The sequence below is a fragment of the Brevundimonas sp. SH203 genome (genome assembly GCF_002157625.1).
Classification (GTDB): Bacteria; Pseudomonadota; Alphaproteobacteria; order Caulobacterales; family Caulobacteraceae; genus Brevundimonas.
In genome coordinates this window covers 61,127-75,613 of the sequence record NZ_BDMM01000005.1, presented here as the reverse complement: position 1 = coordinate 75,613, position 14,487 = coordinate 61,127, and the positions used below count along the sequence as shown (strand labels likewise).

Below are 14,487 nucleotides of genomic sequence, written 5' to 3'. Positions count from 1 at the left end.
CTAAGGCCCAGCTTTCGGATTCAGCGGCCGGGAATCCACGGCGCGCGTTCGGCCCCGAACAGGGTCGCCAGATGGATCAGCAGCAGCAGGGCCACGGCGGCGGCGCCGATCATCAAGAATCGCCACGGGATCAGGCGCGGTCCCTTCATCGGATCGGGCGGCAGGGCCCCGCGCCAGCCGGTGAAGACCATGACGGCCAGGGCCAGGCCCAGCAGGACGACGGTGACGGTCAGGTTCATGGTTCCGCAGGTGGCGAAAGCCGCTCCGCTTGGCAAGCGAAACCCTTGCGCGGAGGTTAATCTTCACCGTGCGTTAACCCTGATATTTCAGTAATCAGAGTCTCTTACAGCGCTGTCCACAGGATTGGCGGATCGCTGCTAGATATTGCGGTTAACCATCAGTTTACACCCTCGATATTGACGGTATAGCCTTCGTCGCATGGGCCGGGAGACGAATCAGTGAGCGCAGCGGCGCCGTGGAGCGTGAAGGGAATCGATCCGAAGGCGAGAGAAGTCGCCAAGGATCTGGCGCGTCGATCCGGCATGACGCTGGGCGAGTGGCTGAATTCCATGATCATGGAAGACGAGGACGAGGGTTACGCCACCCTGCCGCGTCGCGGCGCGGCCGCCGACAGCTATGAGCGCCGCAGCCGCAGTCGCCGGCTGGACGACGCCTATGATTTCCCGGAATCGAGCGGTCATCGCATCAGCGCCTCCATCGACGTGATCGCCGCGCGGCTGGAAGCCGCCGAGCGTCGTTCGACCGCCGCCATTCAGGGCGTGGACCAGGCCGTCGCCGGCCTGATGCGCCGGTTGGACGGTCAGGACGTCGAGACGCAGAGCCACGCCCGCCGCATCGACGACATCGCCGAGGAGCTGCGCGAGGGCCATCGCCGCCTGCGCGCCTTCGAGCGCGACACTGGCCCGGTGACGCAGGAGGGCTTCGCCAAGGTCGAGACCTCGCTGGGCGCCCTGTCGGGCCGGCTGTACGAGGTCGAGGAGCGCCAGCGTCTGGGCGTCAACGATCTGCGCGAACGGATGGCGGCGGTCGAAAAGGCCGCCGGTCCCGGCGTCGGCTCCGAACTGATGGCCCAGGTCGGGGCGCGGCTGGATGCCGCCCAGAACCGCACCACCGAGGCCCTGAAGACGCTGGAACGCTCGTTCGCCGAGCTGGACCTGCGGATGCGCACGGCCGAGAGCCGCGTCGAGCCGGAAGGCGCGCGCGACGCCGCCCGTTTCGAGAAGCTGGCCGAAAGCCTGTCGCGTCAGATCGAGAGCAACCGCGCCGAAATGATGCAGCGGCTGGACGCCGCCGAAACCGGCGCGCGCATCGACCGCATCGAACGCGCGGTCCAGGCCGTGGGCGATCAGCTGAAGGCCTCGGAACAGAAGTCGGCCGTGGGCCTGGAGGCCATGGGCCGCGAGGTCATGCGCATCGCCCGCAATCTGAGCGCCCGCGTTCAGAAGGTGGAGGGCGACGCCGCCGGACGCGCCGACGTGATCGGCCGCGCCGTGACCGAGGCGGTGGGCCAGAACATCGAGGTCGAGGTCGCGCGCCGCGCCGCCCGTCTGGATCAGGATTTCGTCCGCCATCTGGACCGCGTCGATCAGCGGCTGACGGCCAGCGACGACCGCCACGCCCTGGCGCTGGAGAAGCTGGGCGGCGAGATCACCCGCATTTCGGACCAGCTGAGCGACCGCATCGCCCAGTCCGAGCGTCGTTCGCAGCAGGCGCTGGAAGACATCGGCCGTCGCCTGTCGGAAAGCTCCGACAAGATCGAGCAGCGCTACGACCGCGCCTCGGGCGAACTGGCCGAGCGGATGCGGATGAGCGAGGAGCGCACCGCCCGCCTGCTGGCCGAGGCGCGCGAAAGCATCGAGACGCGAAGCCCGACGCCGATCCGCGACAAGCCGCTGGACAGCGTCCAGTCGCGCGCCATAGCCGAACGCGCGGACGCCGCGCCGATCCAGTCCGCCTCGATCGAGAGCGACTGGCGCGCCGCCGCCTTCCCGGACGAAAGCTTCACGGAACAGGCCGACTGGTCCAGCGATCCGGTGACGCCGGCCGTGGCCGAGGCCGAACCCTTCCCCGGCGGCGTCTTCCTGGAGCCGGAGCCGGAAGCCGAGCCGAAGGCCGAGACGGTCGCGGCCCCCGTCGCCGACAGCGAACCCGTCATCCAGCCGTTCAGCGGCTTCGGCGGCGCCGATGTGGACGATGCGCTGGAGGCGACCTCGCCCGGCTTCTCCGCCCCGTCCGAACCGCGCCCGGCGCCGACGCTGGACGACGACGACGATTTCGGCGGCGAGACCGAATTTGTCGATCCGCGCCCGTTGCGCGCCAGCATGGGGGCGGCGGCGGCGGCTGGTCGCGCCGCCTCGACCCGCTCCACCATCGATGCGGCCCGCGCCGCCATCACCGCCCCGCCCGAGCCGGAACCGGCCCCTCGTCAGGGCTTCGGCCTGAAGCGCGGCGGCAAGTCCAAGCTGCAGGAGCGGCTGGACCGGCAGGCGGCCCGCGACGGCTCCACCGTCAGGAAGACCCTGTTGGCCTCGGTCACGGCGGTTGCCCTGACCGGCGGCGTCTATGGCTATCTGTCGCTGACCGACGGCGGCGCGCCCGGCTTCGAACTGCCCAATCTGGGCGGCGAAACCCAGCCGGCGGGCGACCAGAAGACGCCGGCGACGCCTCTGGCCGCCTCGGCCGTGACCCCGACCGGCCCGCGCGCCGCCTTCGACATCGCCGGCCCGGGCGCCGCCGATTACGAGGCCGCGATCGGCAAGCTGGACGGCGGCGACATGTCGGGTCTGGCGGGCATGACCCGCGCCGCCGACCTGGGCTACGCCCCGGCGCAGACCTATCTGGGCCAGCTGTATCTGGACGGCGCCTCCGGCGTGCCGGCCGATCCGGCCAAGAGCCGTCAGTGGGGCCGCCGCGCGGCCGAGGGCGGCGATCCGCGCGGGATGCACCTGTACGGGATGCAGCTCTATGAAGGCGACGGCGGCGCGACCAATCAGTCCGAGGCCCTGGCCTGGCTGCTGAAGGCGGCCCAGGGCGGTCTGCCCGACAGCCAGTACAATGTCGCCCGCATCTACGAGACCGGAGCCGACGGCGTGGCCAAGAACCCGACCGAGGCGCTGAAGTGGTATATGATCGCCGCGCGCGGCGGGGATTCCGAGGCCCAGGCCGCCGTGACGCGGTTGCGTCCGCAGGCCAGCGCCGTGGATCAACGCGCCGCCCGCATCGCCGCCGACGCCTTCGTGGCCCAATCCCGGCCTGCGCCGCAGACAGCGTCCCAGGCTTCGGGCTAAGACACCGCTTCCGCCCCGCCTGACGGCGAACCTGTAACCGCTCCAGCCGAAGGCCCGTCCTTTGGACATCTATCTGCCGATCGCCGAGGTTTCGGTGAACTGGCCGACCCTGGTGATCCTGGGGGCGGTGGTCGGGTTCGTCTCGGGCCTGTTCGGCATCGGCGGCGGCTTCCTGATGGCGCCGATCCTGGTGTTTCTGGGCATCCCCCCGACCGTGGCCGTGGCCAGCCAGGCCAGCCACGTCGTCGCCTCCTCGACCTCGGGCGTGATCCGCTACGCCGGGCAGGGGGCGGTCGATTTCAAGATGGGAACCGTGATGGCGGTCGGCGGGGCGGTCGGCGCCATGGCCGGGGTCGAACTGTTCCGCTACCTGCGCCTGTTGGGCCAGGCCGATCTGGTCGTGGCCCTGTCCTATCTGGTCTTTCTGGGCGCCATCGGCTGTCTGATGCTGAACGAGAGCCTGACGGAGATCCTGCGTCGTCGGCGCGGCGTGCCGGCTCCGCGCAAGGAACGCCGCCGGCCCCTGTGGCTGTACGGCCTGCCGCTGCGGATGAAGTTCCCCAAGTCGGGCCTGTATATCAGCGCCCTGCCGCCGTTCGGCCTGGGCGTCTTCGCCGGGGTGTTGTCGGCCATCATGGGGGTGGGCGGCGGCTTCATCCTGGTGCCGGCCATGCTGTATATCCTGAGGATGCGGGCGGGCGCGGTGGTGGGCACCAGCCTGTTCCAGATCATCATCACCACCGCCATCACCACCGTCCTTCAGGCCGGGCGCAACCAGACGGTCGACATCGTCCTGTCCACCATCCTGCTGCTGGGCGGGGTGGTCGGCGCCCAGATCGGCGCCCGGTTCGCCGGCCGGTTCCGCGCCGAGGAGCTGCGGGCGGCCCTGGGGCTGATCGTGCTGCTGGTCGGCATCCAGATGGGGCTGGAGCTGTTCGTGCGGCCCGCCGACATCTTCATGCTGGCGCCGGGGATACCGGAATGATCCAGGCCCCGCCGCCGCCCGATCCGGCCCCCGCCGTCGCCGCCGCGCCCGCCTCGGACCGTTCGGAGGCGACGACCGGCGCCCTGCGCGTCGCCGCCGCCCTGACCGACGCCCAGGTCCATGTCGATTCCGGCTTCCGGGGCGCCTCCATCGTCCTTTACGGCGCCGTGTTCAATCCGACGCCCGAGCCGACCGACGTGGTCGTGGTGGTGCGCGGCCCGGACGCCCCGATCCGCCTGGTCAAGAAGACCCGCACCTCGGGCGTCTGGCTGAACAGCCGCCCGGTGCTGTTCGAGGGGGCGCCGGGCTTCTACATGACCGCCTCGACCCGGCCGCTCAGCGACATCGCCGACTTCGGCCAACTGCGTCGCCTGGGCGTCGGCGTCGATCACCTGCGCATCGACGCGCCGCAGGAAAGCCGCACCGTCTCCCGATACGGCGTGCGCGACGTGGTGGTCAGCCGCCTGGGCGACGACTATCTGGACTGGCGCCGCGCCGTGATCCGGCTGAAGGAGGCCGCCGCCCTCTACGACACCGATTCCCAAGGGGTCGATTTCGTCGACAAGGGCCTGTTCCGCGCCGAGGTCAAACTGCCGACCGTCGCGCCCACCGGCAAATACTACGCCGAGGTCTGGCTGTTCCAGGACGGCGAACCGCAGTCGGTTTCCAACCTGACGCTGACGGTCGAGAAGGTGGGGCTGGAGCGCGACATCTACGAGTTCGCCCATCGCCGCCCGTGGCTGTACGGCGTGCTGTGTGTCGTTCTGGCGGCCCTGACCGGCTATGGCGCCTCGCGCATCTTCAGCCGCCGCAGCTGAAGCCCAGTTCGTCGCGCAGGGCCTCGGCCGTCAGTCCGCCGGCCCGCAGTTCGGCCAGAGTGACCGAACGATCCCGCTTGGCGTAGCGCCGCCCGTCCGGCCCCGCCAGCAGCCGGTGATGGCGATAGGTGGGGGCGGGCCAGCCCATCAGAGTCTGGATCAGCCGCTGCACCTGTGTCGCGGCGAACAGGTCCTGGCCCCGGATCACATGGGTCACGCCCTGCAGGGCGTCGTCGTGGGTCACGGCCAGATGATAGGCGACGCCCGTATCCTTGCGCGCCAGCACCACGTCGCCCGCCGCCGTCGGATCGACGGGCAGGACGCCGGTCACGCCATCGGGGCCTTCGCCCTCCTCGACGAAGATCATTCCATGCCAGACGGCTTCGCCCAGCGCCTCGCGCGCCCGATCCAGCGACAGCCGCCAGGCGAAGGCCGCGCCCGAGGCCAGAAGCCGCGCCTCCTCCTCCGCCCGGTGCGGGCCGGGCCGCACCGCCTCCATCGCCCCGTGCGGCGCGTCGCCGATGGCGTTCAGGATGTCCTTGCGCGTGCGAAAGCAGCGATAGAGCAGTCCGCGCGCCCGCAAGGCGTCGATCACGGCGGCGTAGTCGCCCAGATGATCCGATTGCCGCCGGACGGGCCTTTCCCAGTCCAGCCCGAGCCAGGCCAGGTCCTCCAGAATCCCCGCCTCATATTCCGGCCGGCAGCGCGTCGGATCGATGTCCTCGATCCGCAGCACGAACCGCCCGCCCGCCGCCTTCGCCGCCGACCAGGCGGTCAGGGCCGAAAACGCATGGCCCCTGTGCAGACGGCCGGTGGGAGAGGGGGCGAAACGGGTGACGAACATCTCGCTGATCTTTAGCGGTTTACGGCCCTCAACGGCGCCCCTGCTCTTTCCGACAGTCGCGACGGGCCGTAAGCATGAAGAATGCCGCTTCAACCCACGCCCGATGACATCGCCGCCGCGCGCGAGGCGCTGGTCGCCGCCGATCCCGCCCTGGCGCGGGTCCACGCCCAGACGCCGCCGTTCGAATGGCGGCTGCGGGTCGGCGGGTTCGAGGGCCTGTTCCGCATGATCGTGGAGCAGCAGGTGTCGGTGGCCTCGGCCGCCTCGGTCTGGGCGCGGCTGCGTGAAGGGATGGGCGAGATCACCCCCGAACGTCTGCTGGCCCATGATCTGGATCAGCTGCGCGGCATGGGCCTGTCGAGACAGAAGGCGACCTATGGCCAGGGCATGGCCCGCGCCCAGATGGCCGGGGAGATCGATCTGGAGCATCTGTCGAACCTGGACGACGCGGCGGCCATCACGGCCCTGACCGCGCTGAAGGGCGTCGGCCTGTGGACGGCCGAGGCCTATCTTCTGATGTGCGAGGGGCGGATGGACGTGTTTCCGGGCGGGGACGTGGCCCTGCAGGAGGCGATCCGCTGGGCCGACGGCGCCGAGGTCCGGCCCGATCAGAAGGCGGCCTATGCCCGCGCCGAGGTCTGGCGGCCCTATCGCGCGGTGGCGACCCATATGTTGTGGGCCTGGTACACGGGGGTCAAGCGCGGCGAAATCGTGCTGGATGCGCCGCAATGACCCCGCTCGATCCCGTCCTGGCCGAACCGCTGCGTAACGCCCAGACCGTGTTGTCGGCGCTGGACTTCGCGGGCGTGGCCGTCTTCGCCGCCACCGGCGCCCTGGCCGCCGCGCGCGAAAAGCACGACGTCGTCACCTTCGCCTTCTTCGGCGCCATCACCGGGGTCGGGGGCGGGACGTTGCGCGACCTTCTGCTGGGGCTGCCGGTCTTCTGGGTTCAGGACTGGCGCTATCTGGCCGTCTGCCTGTTCGCCTCGACCGCCCTGTGGCTGGTGGGCCAGCGCGACTGGCGGTTCCGCGCCCTGCTGTGGCTGGATGCGATCGGCCTGGCGGCCTACGGCGTCATGGGGGCGGCCAAGGCCGAGGCGGCCGGGGCGCCTGCCCTGATCTGCATCGTCATGGGCACACTGACGGCCTGTTTCGGCGGAGTGGTGCGCGACACGCTTGCGGGACAGCCGTCCATCCTGTTGCGCAGGGAGATCAACGTCACGGCGGCCATATTGGCGGCGACCGTCTATATGGCGCTGCGGGCGCCGGGCGTCGGGGTCTGGCCCGCCGCCGTCGCCGCCGCCCTGTGCGGCTTCCTGTTGCGGGCGGCGGCGCTGCGATGGGGCTGGACCCTGCCGGGGTTCCCGACGCACGCCGCGCGCGGTTGAGGCGCTCCGTCACGAAAACGCTGCACGTCGGTCATGGCGATGAACGGGAATCACGGTTAGGCTGCCGATATCAGACTAGGGAAGGAGACGTGTCCTCACTCCTGTCGCCTTGAACTCCCCCCGTCCGCGCGGGAGGGCCTGATGCAGGTTCTCCATCGACCGCCGTCCGGTTTCCCCGCGCTGGTGTTGAACGCCGATTTCCGGCCCCTGTCCTACTATCCGCTCTCGCTCTGGCCGTGGGAGGAGGCGGTCAAGGCGGTCTATCAGGACCGCGTCGATGTCGTGTCCCTGTACGACAAGGTGGTGCGCTCTCCGTCGATGGAGATGCAGCTGCCCAGCGTGATCGCGCTGAAATCCTATGTCGATCAGGATCGCAGCCCCGCTTTCACCCGTTTCAACGTCTTCCTGCGCGACGGCTTCGCCTGTCAGTATTGCGGACAGTCGACCGAACTGACCTTCGACCATGTCGTCCCCCGTTCCCAGGGCGGCCGCACGACCTGGGACAACATCGTCGCCGCCTGCAGTCCCTGCAACCTGGCCAAGGGCGGCCGCACCCCGCGCCAAGCCCTGATGCCGATCCGCCGGGAGCCCTATCGCCCCAACGCCTGGCAACTCCAGGACGCCGGCCGCCGCTTCCCGCCCCACTACCTGCACCAGAGCTGGCTCGATTATCTCTATTGGGACATCGAGCTGGAGCCTTGAGGGGCCAATGACCCGAGGCCGACGCTGCGGGCGATGAACCATTCGGGGTGGGACGGTTAGCCTTTTCTGAGACAGGGAGAGGGCAGGCATGAACGGCCGCGAGATTTCCGGGGCGGTGATACGCCCCCTGCACAGGGTGTTGCTGGCGTTTCCCGTCGCCCTGTTCCCCTTCGCCCTGTTCACCGACATCGCCTATCTGCGGACGGCGGAGATGCAGTGGTCGAACTTCTCGGCCTGGTCGATCGCGCTGGCCCTGGTGTTCGGCGGGGCGGCGGGGGTGTTCTTGATCGTCGATCTGGTGCTGTCGCTGCGTCGCGGGCGGTCGAACTGGCGGATCGTGCATGTCGTCAGCCTGGCCCTGGCCTGGGTTCTAGGTCTGGTGAACGCCTTCAAACACAGCCAGGACGCCTGGAGTTCGGTGGGCGCCTTCGGCCTGATCCTGTCGCTTCTCTGCACCCTGCTGGTCCTAGTCGCCGGCTGGACCGCCTATGCCGAGCGGGAGGTCGTCCGATGAACAAGAACCTCTTGGCCGCCAGCGCCGCGACCCTGGCCATGGCCCTGATCGTGGCCTCGTGCGGGTCGTCCAGCGATCCGAAGCTGAACCAGAAGGGCGCCGCGCCCGACCTGCCCCGGATCGACCAGACCCTGGTTCCGGCGATGAAGATCAGCCCGCCGGCGGCCTGGAACGGCGAGACGCCGACCGTGCCCGCGGGCTTCACCATCAGCGCCTTCGCCACCGACCTGAAGATTCCGCGCCAGATGCTGGTCCTGCCCAATGGCGACGTTCTGGTCGCCGAAGGGCGCGGCGGCGGGGCGCCGCCTCTGCGGCCCAAGGACGTGATCGCCGGCGTCATCAAGAAACAGGGAAACACCCGGATCGACGGCGGGAACCGCATCACCCTGTTGCGCGACGCCAACAACGACGGCGTGCCGGAACTGCGCACCGTTCTGGTCGAGAAGCTGAACGCCCCCTACGGCCTGGCCTGGGTGGACGGCTACCTCTATGTCGCCGAGCAGGACGCCCTGGTCCGCTTCCCGTTCCAGCCTGGTCAGACCGGCATCGCGACGCCGCCCGAGCGGGTCACGGAACTGCCGTCGCGGGTGAACCACCACTGGACCAAGTCCCTGACGGCCAGCGCCGACGGGACCAAACTCTATGTCGGCGTCGGCTCCAACTCCAACATCGGCGAGCGGGGTCTGGAGGTCGAGGAGGAACGCGCCGTGGTGTGGGAGATCGACCGCGCGACGGGCGCGCGCCGCACCCTCGCCACCGGCATCCGCAACCCGACCGCCCTGGCCATCGAACCGGGCACCAGCCTGTTGTGGTCGGTGGTGAACGAGCGTGACGAACTGGGTCCGCAGCTGGTCCCCGACTATCTGACCCAGGTGCGCGACGGCGCCTTCTACGGCTGGCCCTACAGCTACTGGGGCCAGAACCTGGACCCGCGCGTCAGGCCGCAAAGGCCCGATCTGGTCGCGCGCGCGGTGAGGCCGGATTATGCGTTGGGATCGCATGTGGCGGCGCTGGGGCTGGACTTCGCGCGCAACGGCGGCTTCGGCGGCCCGTTCGCCAACGGCGCCTTCATCGGCATGCACGGCAGTTGGAACCGCCAGGACCCGTCCGGCTACAAGGTCGTGTTCGTGCCGTTCGACAATGGTCGGCCCAGCGGCCAGCCGGTCGATTTCGCGACGGGCTTCCTGAAGGACGGCAAGGCGCGGGGCCGTCCGGTGGGCGTGTCCTTCGATCCGAACAAACGCATCCTGCTGGTCGCCGACGACCTGTCCAACACCGTCTGGCGGATCGCCCCGCGCGGCTGAGGCCGGTCAGTCGCGGACGGTCAGGGCGGGCGACGGCTCGGGCTGCGAGGGCCTCGCCCGACGGCTGCGAGGGCCTCGCCCGACGGCTGCGGCGGTCGGCGCGGGCGATTTCGCCGAGCGTCAGGTCCGGCGACCGGCGGAAGGCGTCGCGCAACTGTTCGATGCGGCCCGGCGCCCAGGCGGCGGCGACGCCGGCCGATCCGGCCAGGAAATCGATGATCGAGACGCTGCGGCCCGTCAGCCCCTGCGCCAGTTCGGCGGCGAAGGCGGCGGCGATGACGAACAAGGCCAGGTCGTCGCGACGCTGGCGCGGGGCGATCAGGAACAGGCCGCTGGCCACGCCGTAGAAGGCGACGACGTGGGCGGCCTTGTCGTTCAGGCCGAAGATCTGCTCCAGCCCCTGGAACGGCCCCAGCATCAGCACCGCCATGCCCAGGCTGGCGATCACGAAGATCAGGCGGGCGGCCATGACGATGCGGCGCGGCGTGAGCATTGTGGCGAGGCGTCCCTGATGTCGATCCGCCGCCATCCTGCCTCGCCCCCTGCAAAGACGCGGTGAAGCGACGTGCTGAACGCTTTACGAACGACCGAAAGCCCAGGCGTTCAGCGCAGCACGGACCAGGTCAGGGCGTGGACCCGGTCGCGTCCCAGGGCGGCGGCCAGGGGCGGGGTCGCGAACAGATCGGCGATGGCCGGATCGCGCACGTTCAACCCGCCGGTGAAGGCCCCGAACGCCGGCAGGACGATGCGCCGCCCGTCGGTGACGAAACAGGGCCGTCGCACGCCGCGACCATAGGCGGCGACGCGCGCGGCGGGATGCAGGTGGCCCGCCACCTCGCCGTGTCGGTCGTCGTGGGTCGACAGCGGTTCCGGCTCGTGCGTCAGCCTGAGCGCGCCCAGGGTCATGTCGCCGATGATCCGGCCGGGCAGGCGGACGGCGCTTTCGGCGTCGCGTTTCAGCGCCTCGCGGTCGTGATTGCCCTCCAGCCACAGCCAGTCGCGCCCGGCCGCCAGCCGGTCCAGCCGCGCCCGATCCTCGACCGCCATGCGCGGCACGGCCCGGGTGTCGTGGAAGCTGTCGCCCAGCAGGACGACCCGATCCGGCGCCAGTTCCTCGATCTCGGCCTCCAGCCGGTCCAGGGTCGCGCGGCTGTCATAGGGGGGCAGCATCTGGCCGCGCACGGCGAAGGCCGACCCCTTTTCCAGATGCAGGTCGGCGACGATCAGGGCGCGGTGGGCCGGAACCCACATCGCCCCCGAACAGCGCAGCACGCAGACCTCGCCCGCCACCCGCACGCTGAGCGCGCCGCAGGTCCGGCGCGCGGGGGCCAGGGTCTGGCGCAGGGCCGCGTTCATGCCGCTCCGCCCGTAACGGCGCCCGGTTCGTCGTCGTCCAGCACCTCGGCGATCAGCATTTCGGCGCTTTCGTCCAGGATCATCTCGGCGGCGTCTCCGCCCACCCGTTCCCGCCCGATCTGGACCAGCACCGGCACGCAGAAGGGCGACGGCCGCGTCAGGGGGTGATGGCGGATGCGCCCCTCGATCCGCGCCAGCATCTGGCCCAGCCGCCCGACGTCCAGCAGGCCCGAGGCCGCATCGGCGCGGGCGGTCTTCAGCAGCAGATGGTCGGGTTGGTGGCGGCGCAGCACGTCGTAGATCAGGTCGGTGGAGAAGGTCACCTGCCGGCCGGTCTTCTCGGCGCCGGGCTGGCGGCGTTCGATCAAGCCCGAGATCAGGGCGCAATTGCGGAAAGACCGCTTCATCATGAAGCTTTCCTCCAGCCAGGCCTCCAGATCGTCGCCCAGCATGTCGGACTGGAACAGGGCGTCCAGGTCGACGTCGTCCATCGGCCGGATCGACCAGATGGCCAGGGCGTAGTCGGTGACGACGAACCCCAGCGGCCCGACGCCCAGCCGGTCCAGCCGCCGGGTCAGCAGCATGCACAGCGTCGTGTGCGCCAGATTGCCTTCGAACGGATAGGCGACCAGGAAATGGCGGCTGCCGCGCGGGAAGGTCTCGACCAGCATGGATTCGGCGTCGGGAATGACCGAGCGGGTCTCTTGCAGTTCCATCCATTCCTGCACGTCGGGCGGCAGGACGCGCCAGTGGTCGCGGTCGTGGATCATCGTGCGAACCCGGTCGGCCAGCGAGGTGGACAGCGGAAACTTCGACCCGCCCCAGGACGGAATCTTCGGATCGCTGTCGTTGGCGTGCGTGACCAGGGCGTCGGTCCCGGTGATGCCCTGAAACGCCCAAATCTGACCGGCGAACTGGAAGGTGTCGCCGGGCGTCAGTTGCTCGAAATACCATTCCTCGGCCTCGCCCACCTTGCGGCCGCCGATCAGCTGGCGCGAGGCCCCGCCCCGGCGGCTGGCGACCCGCACGTTCAGGGTTCCGGCCGAGACGATGGCGCCGACGTTCATCCTGTGCCGCTGGGCGATGTGTTGGTTTCTGACCTTCCAGCGGCCGTCCGGCGTCCGCACGATGCGCGCGAAACGGTCATAGGTCCGCAGGGCGTAGCCGCCGGTGGCGACGAAATCGACCACCTCCTCGAACTGTTCCCAGGTCAGGTCGCGATAGGGGCCGCAGCCGACGACTTCGTCATATAGGGCCTGCATGTCGAAGGCCTCGGAACAGGCCACGCCCATGACGTGCTGGGCCAGGGTGTCCAGCGTGCCGATGTGGATCGGCTCCCAGTCGAAGGCGTTGGCGGCGACGGCCTCTCGCGCCGCCTGACACTCCAGCATCTCGAACCGACTGGCGGGCACCAGAAGCGCGCGCGACGGCTCGTCCAGACGGTGATTGGCGCGGCCGATGCGCTGGACCAGTCGGCTCGATCCCTTCGGCGCCGCCATCTGGATCACCAGGTCCACGTCGCCCCAGTCGATGCCGAGATCCAGCGTCGAGGTGCAGACGACGGCCCGCAGGTCGCCGCGCGCCATCGCCGCCTCGATCTTGCGCCGCTGCTCCGCCGCCAATGAACCGTGGTGCAGACCGATGGGCAGGTTATCGTCGTTGATCGCCCACAGCTGCTGAAACACGAACTCGGACTGCCAGCGGGTGTTGACGAAGATCAGGGCCAGGGTCGCGCGCTGGATGGCGGCATAGACCTCGGGAATGGCGTGTTGGCCCGTATGGCCCGCCCACGGCACCTTGCCCTCCGAGATCAGCACGTCGATGACGGCGGGCGCCCCGGGGTCGCCCTTGACCAGAGCGACGGCGTCAAGAGCCCCTCCACCCGGCGCCAGCCACCGTCGGATCAGGTCCGGGTCTTCGATGGTGGCGCTCAGTCCCACGCGCCGCATCCCTGGCGCAAACTGCTGCAACCGCCCCAGACCCAGCGACAGCAGATCGCCGCGCTTGCCGCTCCAGATCGCATGGACCTCGTCCAGCACGACGCATTTCAGATCGGCGAAATAGGCCCTCGCTCCTTCCCAGGCGCAGAACAGGGCCAACTGCTCGGGCGTCGTCAGCAGGATGTCGGGCGGAAAGTCCCGCTGCCTTTGGCGCTTGGACTGTTTGGTGTCGCCGGTGCGCGTCTCGACATGGATGTTCAGCCCGATCTCGCGGATCGGCGTCATCAGATTGCGTTCGACGTCGGTGGTCAGGGCCTTCAGCGGCGACAGATAAAGGGTATGCACCCCCGATCCCGGCCCGGTCTGCGGCCTCGGTCCCCGTTCGGCCAAGTCGATCAGACTGGGCAGAAACCCCGCCAGCGTCTTGCCCCCGCCGGTCGGCGCGACCAGCAGGGCGTGCCGCCCCGCCTCGCCCGCCGCGACCATCTCCAGCTGATGCCGCCGAGGCGACCAGCCGCGCCCCGCGAACCAGTCGGCGAAAAGAGGGGGGAGGTTCGTCATTCACTCCACGGCGACAACAACCGACAACCGCTGTGTTCGAAGTGACGGATGTTGCGGGTGACCAAGGTCAGGCCGTGGACGTGGGCGGTCGCGGCGATGAGTTCGTCCGTCATCTCTGAAATCCGGCCCAGCTTTCGCGCGGATTCCGCCAACGCCGCCCAACGTTCGGTGACCTCCAGATCGACCGGCAGGATGCGTTCTCCATACCTCAGCAAAAGGTCGGAGAGCCAGTAATCCAGATCGTTGCGACGCCGTCCCGGCTCCAGCCGCACGATGCCGCGTCGAAGCTCGCCCACGGTGATGACGCTGAGGTGCAGGTCCGAAAGCAACTGATCGGCCAGCCACGCGATCACGCCGGCGTCGGGACGCACTCGCTTGGGTTCGCTGATGACGTTGGTGTCGAGCAGGAACATCAGAAGGGGTCGATTTCCCTCGCAGGTCGTCGGTCGCGTTCCAGATCGACACCCTCAAGGGATGGGCCGTTCAGCAGCCAGTCCTTGAAGTCTCGCGACGCACGGGGGTCTTTCAGGCGTCTGAAATCCTCGGCTGAGATTACCACGGCGGCCGCCTCGCCGTGCAACGAGATTTCCTGCGGTCCTTCGGTGCGAGATTTGCGGATGACCTCGGAGAAGTTGTCCTTGGCCTTGGCCACGCTCCAGTTCATCGCGACATCTCCGATCTGGCTATTGTTGATGGCCATACTCTTCGCAAGCGGTTTAGTCAATGAAATGTTCCCGTTCCGTTTCAGCCCCAAGGCCGCTATCTAT

Annotated in this window: 16 protein-coding genes; 10 read left to right on the top strand and 6 right to left on the bottom strand. The window is 69.3% G+C overall.

Annotated elements, in window-relative coordinates:
- Nucleotides 1-20: 20 nt before the first annotated feature.
- A complete protein-coding gene (locus tag SH203_RS11515; protein ID WP_087121087.1) occupies nucleotides 21-239 on the bottom strand; it encodes a hypothetical protein in 219 nt (72 codons plus the stop codon).
- A gap of 219 nt (nucleotides 240-458) precedes the next feature.
- Here SH203_RS11515 and SH203_RS11510 point away from each other — a divergent pair, with 219 nt between their 5' ends.
- From SH203_RS11510 to SH203_RS11500, 3 genes are all read left to right on the top strand, one after another.
- Complete coding sequence (locus SH203_RS11510) at nucleotides 459-3,308, top strand: hypothetical protein (protein WP_234989482.1); 2,850 nt, start codon at nucleotides 459-461, stop codon at nucleotides 3,306-3,308.
- A gap of 61 nt (nucleotides 3,309-3,369) precedes the next feature.
- Nucleotides 3,370-4,293, top strand: a complete 924-nt coding sequence (locus tag SH203_RS11505; RefSeq protein ID WP_087121086.1) for a sulfite exporter TauE/SafE family protein — start codon at nucleotides 3,370-3,372, stop codon at nucleotides 4,291-4,293.
- Nucleotides 4,290-5,111, top strand: coding sequence for a TIGR02186 family protein (locus SH203_RS11500; RefSeq protein ID WP_087121085.1), 822 nt, complete (start codon nucleotides 4,290-4,292; stop codon nucleotides 5,109-5,111). The genes SH203_RS11505 and SH203_RS11500 overlap by 4 nt, the downstream gene beginning before the upstream one ends.
- Here SH203_RS11500 and gluQRS read toward each other — a convergent pair.
- Entirely contained in the window at nucleotides 5,095-5,955 is an 861-nt protein-coding gene (gene gluQRS, locus SH203_RS11495; RefSeq protein ID WP_087121084.1) for a tRNA glutamyl-Q(34) synthetase GluQRS, read from the bottom strand. The two genes, SH203_RS11500 and gluQRS, sit on opposite strands and share 17 nt — an antisense overlap.
- Nucleotides 5,956-6,036: 81 nt before the next feature.
- Here gluQRS and SH203_RS11490 point away from each other — a divergent pair, with 81 nt between their 5' ends.
- The 7 genes from SH203_RS11490 (at nucleotide 6,037) to SH203_RS15535 (ending at nucleotide 10,422) form a co-directional block, all read left to right on the top strand.
- Nucleotides 6,037-6,687, top strand: a complete 651-nt coding sequence (locus tag SH203_RS11490) for a DNA-3-methyladenine glycosylase (protein ID WP_087121083.1) — start codon at nucleotides 6,037-6,039, stop codon at nucleotides 6,685-6,687.
- Complete coding sequence (locus SH203_RS11485; protein WP_087121082.1) at nucleotides 6,684-7,343, top strand: trimeric intracellular cation channel family protein; 660 nt, start codon at nucleotides 6,684-6,686, stop codon at nucleotides 7,341-7,343. The genes SH203_RS11490 and SH203_RS11485 overlap by 4 nt, the downstream gene beginning before the upstream one ends.
- A gap of 141 nt (nucleotides 7,344-7,484) precedes the next feature.
- Nucleotides 7,485-8,045, top strand: a complete 561-nt coding sequence (locus SH203_RS11480; protein ID WP_087121081.1) for an HNH endonuclease — start codon at nucleotides 7,485-7,487, stop codon at nucleotides 8,043-8,045.
- A gap of 88 nt (nucleotides 8,046-8,133) precedes the next feature.
- Nucleotides 8,134-8,559: a DUF2231 domain-containing protein gene (locus SH203_RS11475; protein WP_087121080.1), complete on the top strand. Its 426-nt coding sequence runs from the start codon at nucleotides 8,134-8,136 to the stop codon at nucleotides 8,557-8,559.
- Nucleotides 8,556-9,863, top strand: coding sequence for a sorbosone dehydrogenase family protein (locus SH203_RS11470; protein ID WP_087121079.1), 1,308 nt, complete (start codon nucleotides 8,556-8,558; stop codon nucleotides 9,861-9,863). Before SH203_RS11475 ends, SH203_RS11470 begins: the two co-directional genes overlap by 4 nt.
- Nucleotides 9,864-10,024: 161 nt before the next feature.
- Entirely contained in the window at nucleotides 10,025-10,210 is a 186-nt protein-coding gene (locus SH203_RS15540; protein ID WP_159457563.1) for a hypothetical protein, read from the top strand.
- 11 nt (nucleotides 10,211-10,221) lie between these two features.
- The gene (locus SH203_RS15535) at nucleotides 10,222-10,422 is read left to right on the top strand and encodes a hypothetical protein (protein ID WP_159457562.1); all 201 of its coding nucleotides are present in this window, start codon (nucleotides 10,222-10,224) and stop codon (nucleotides 10,420-10,422) included.
- A gap of 44 nt (nucleotides 10,423-10,466) precedes the next feature.
- On the opposite strand, the gene pdeM is transcribed toward SH203_RS15535, so the two are convergent.
- Genes pdeM through SH203_RS11445 form a run of 4 tightly spaced genes read right to left on the bottom strand, consistent with a single transcriptional unit; the run spans nucleotide 10,467 to nucleotide 14,420 of the window.
- Complete coding sequence (gene pdeM, locus SH203_RS11460; RefSeq protein WP_087121078.1) at nucleotides 10,467-11,219, bottom strand: ligase-associated DNA damage response endonuclease PdeM; 753 nt, start codon at nucleotides 11,217-11,219, stop codon at nucleotides 10,467-10,469.
- Complete coding sequence (locus SH203_RS11455; protein WP_087121077.1) at nucleotides 11,216-13,720, bottom strand: ligase-associated DNA damage response DEXH box helicase; 2,505 nt, start codon at nucleotides 13,718-13,720, stop codon at nucleotides 11,216-11,218. Before SH203_RS11455 ends, pdeM begins: the two co-directional genes overlap by 4 nt.
- A complete protein-coding gene (locus SH203_RS11450; RefSeq protein ID WP_087121076.1) occupies nucleotides 13,717-14,133 on the bottom strand; it encodes a type II toxin-antitoxin system VapC family toxin in 417 nt (138 codons plus the stop codon). The genes SH203_RS11455 and SH203_RS11450 overlap by 4 nt, the downstream gene beginning before the upstream one ends.
- Entirely contained in the window at nucleotides 14,133-14,420 is a 288-nt protein-coding gene (locus SH203_RS11445; RefSeq protein WP_087121075.1) for a type II toxin-antitoxin system Phd/YefM family antitoxin, read from the bottom strand. Before SH203_RS11445 ends, SH203_RS11450 begins: the two co-directional genes overlap by 1 nt.
- Nucleotides 14,421-14,487: the final 67 nt, after the last annotated feature.

Bases quoted from the DNA above. Each gene is read 5' to 3' on its own strand.
- SH203_RS15540 (WP_159457563.1), top strand. From the start codon at position 10,025: ATGCGGCCCGGCGCCCAGGCGGCGGCGACGCCGGCCGATCCGGCCAGG.
- SH203_RS11475 (WP_087121080.1), top strand. From the start codon at position 8,134: ATGAACGGCCGCGAGATTTCCGGGGCGGTGATACGCCCCCTGCACAGG.
- SH203_RS11500 (WP_087121085.1), top strand. From the start codon at position 4,290: ATGATCCAGGCCCCGCCGCCGCCCGATCCGGCCCCCGCCGTCGCCGCC.
- pdeM (WP_087121078.1), bottom strand. From the start codon at position 11,219: ATGAACGCGGCCCTGCGCCAGACCCTGGCCCCCGCGCGCCGGACCTGC.
- SH203_RS11515 (WP_087121087.1), bottom strand. From the start codon at position 239: ATGAACCTGACCGTCACCGTCGTCCTGCTGGGCCTGGCCCTGGCCGTC.
- SH203_RS11480 (WP_087121081.1), top strand. From the start codon at position 7,485: ATGCAGGTTCTCCATCGACCGCCGTCCGGTTTCCCCGCGCTGGTGTTG.
- SH203_RS11455 (WP_087121077.1), bottom strand. From the start codon at position 13,720: ATGACGAACCTCCCCCCTCTTTTCGCCGACTGGTTCGCGGGGCGCGGC.
- SH203_RS11470 (WP_087121079.1), top strand. From the start codon at position 8,556: ATGAACAAGAACCTCTTGGCCGCCAGCGCCGCGACCCTGGCCATGGCC.
- SH203_RS11445 (WP_087121075.1), bottom strand. From the start codon at position 14,420: ATGGCCATCAACAATAGCCAGATCGGAGATGTCGCGATGAACTGGAGC.
- gluQRS (WP_087121084.1), bottom strand. From the start codon at position 5,955: ATGTTCGTCACCCGTTTCGCCCCCTCTCCCACCGGCCGTCTGCACAGG.
- SH203_RS11490 (WP_087121083.1), top strand. From the start codon at position 6,037: ATGCCGCTTCAACCCACGCCCGATGACATCGCCGCCGCGCGCGAGGCG.
- SH203_RS11450 (WP_087121076.1), bottom strand. From the start codon at position 14,133: ATGTTCCTGCTCGACACCAACGTCATCAGCGAACCCAAGCGAGTGCGT.
- SH203_RS11485 (WP_087121082.1), top strand. From the start codon at position 6,684: ATGACCCCGCTCGATCCCGTCCTGGCCGAACCGCTGCGTAACGCCCAG.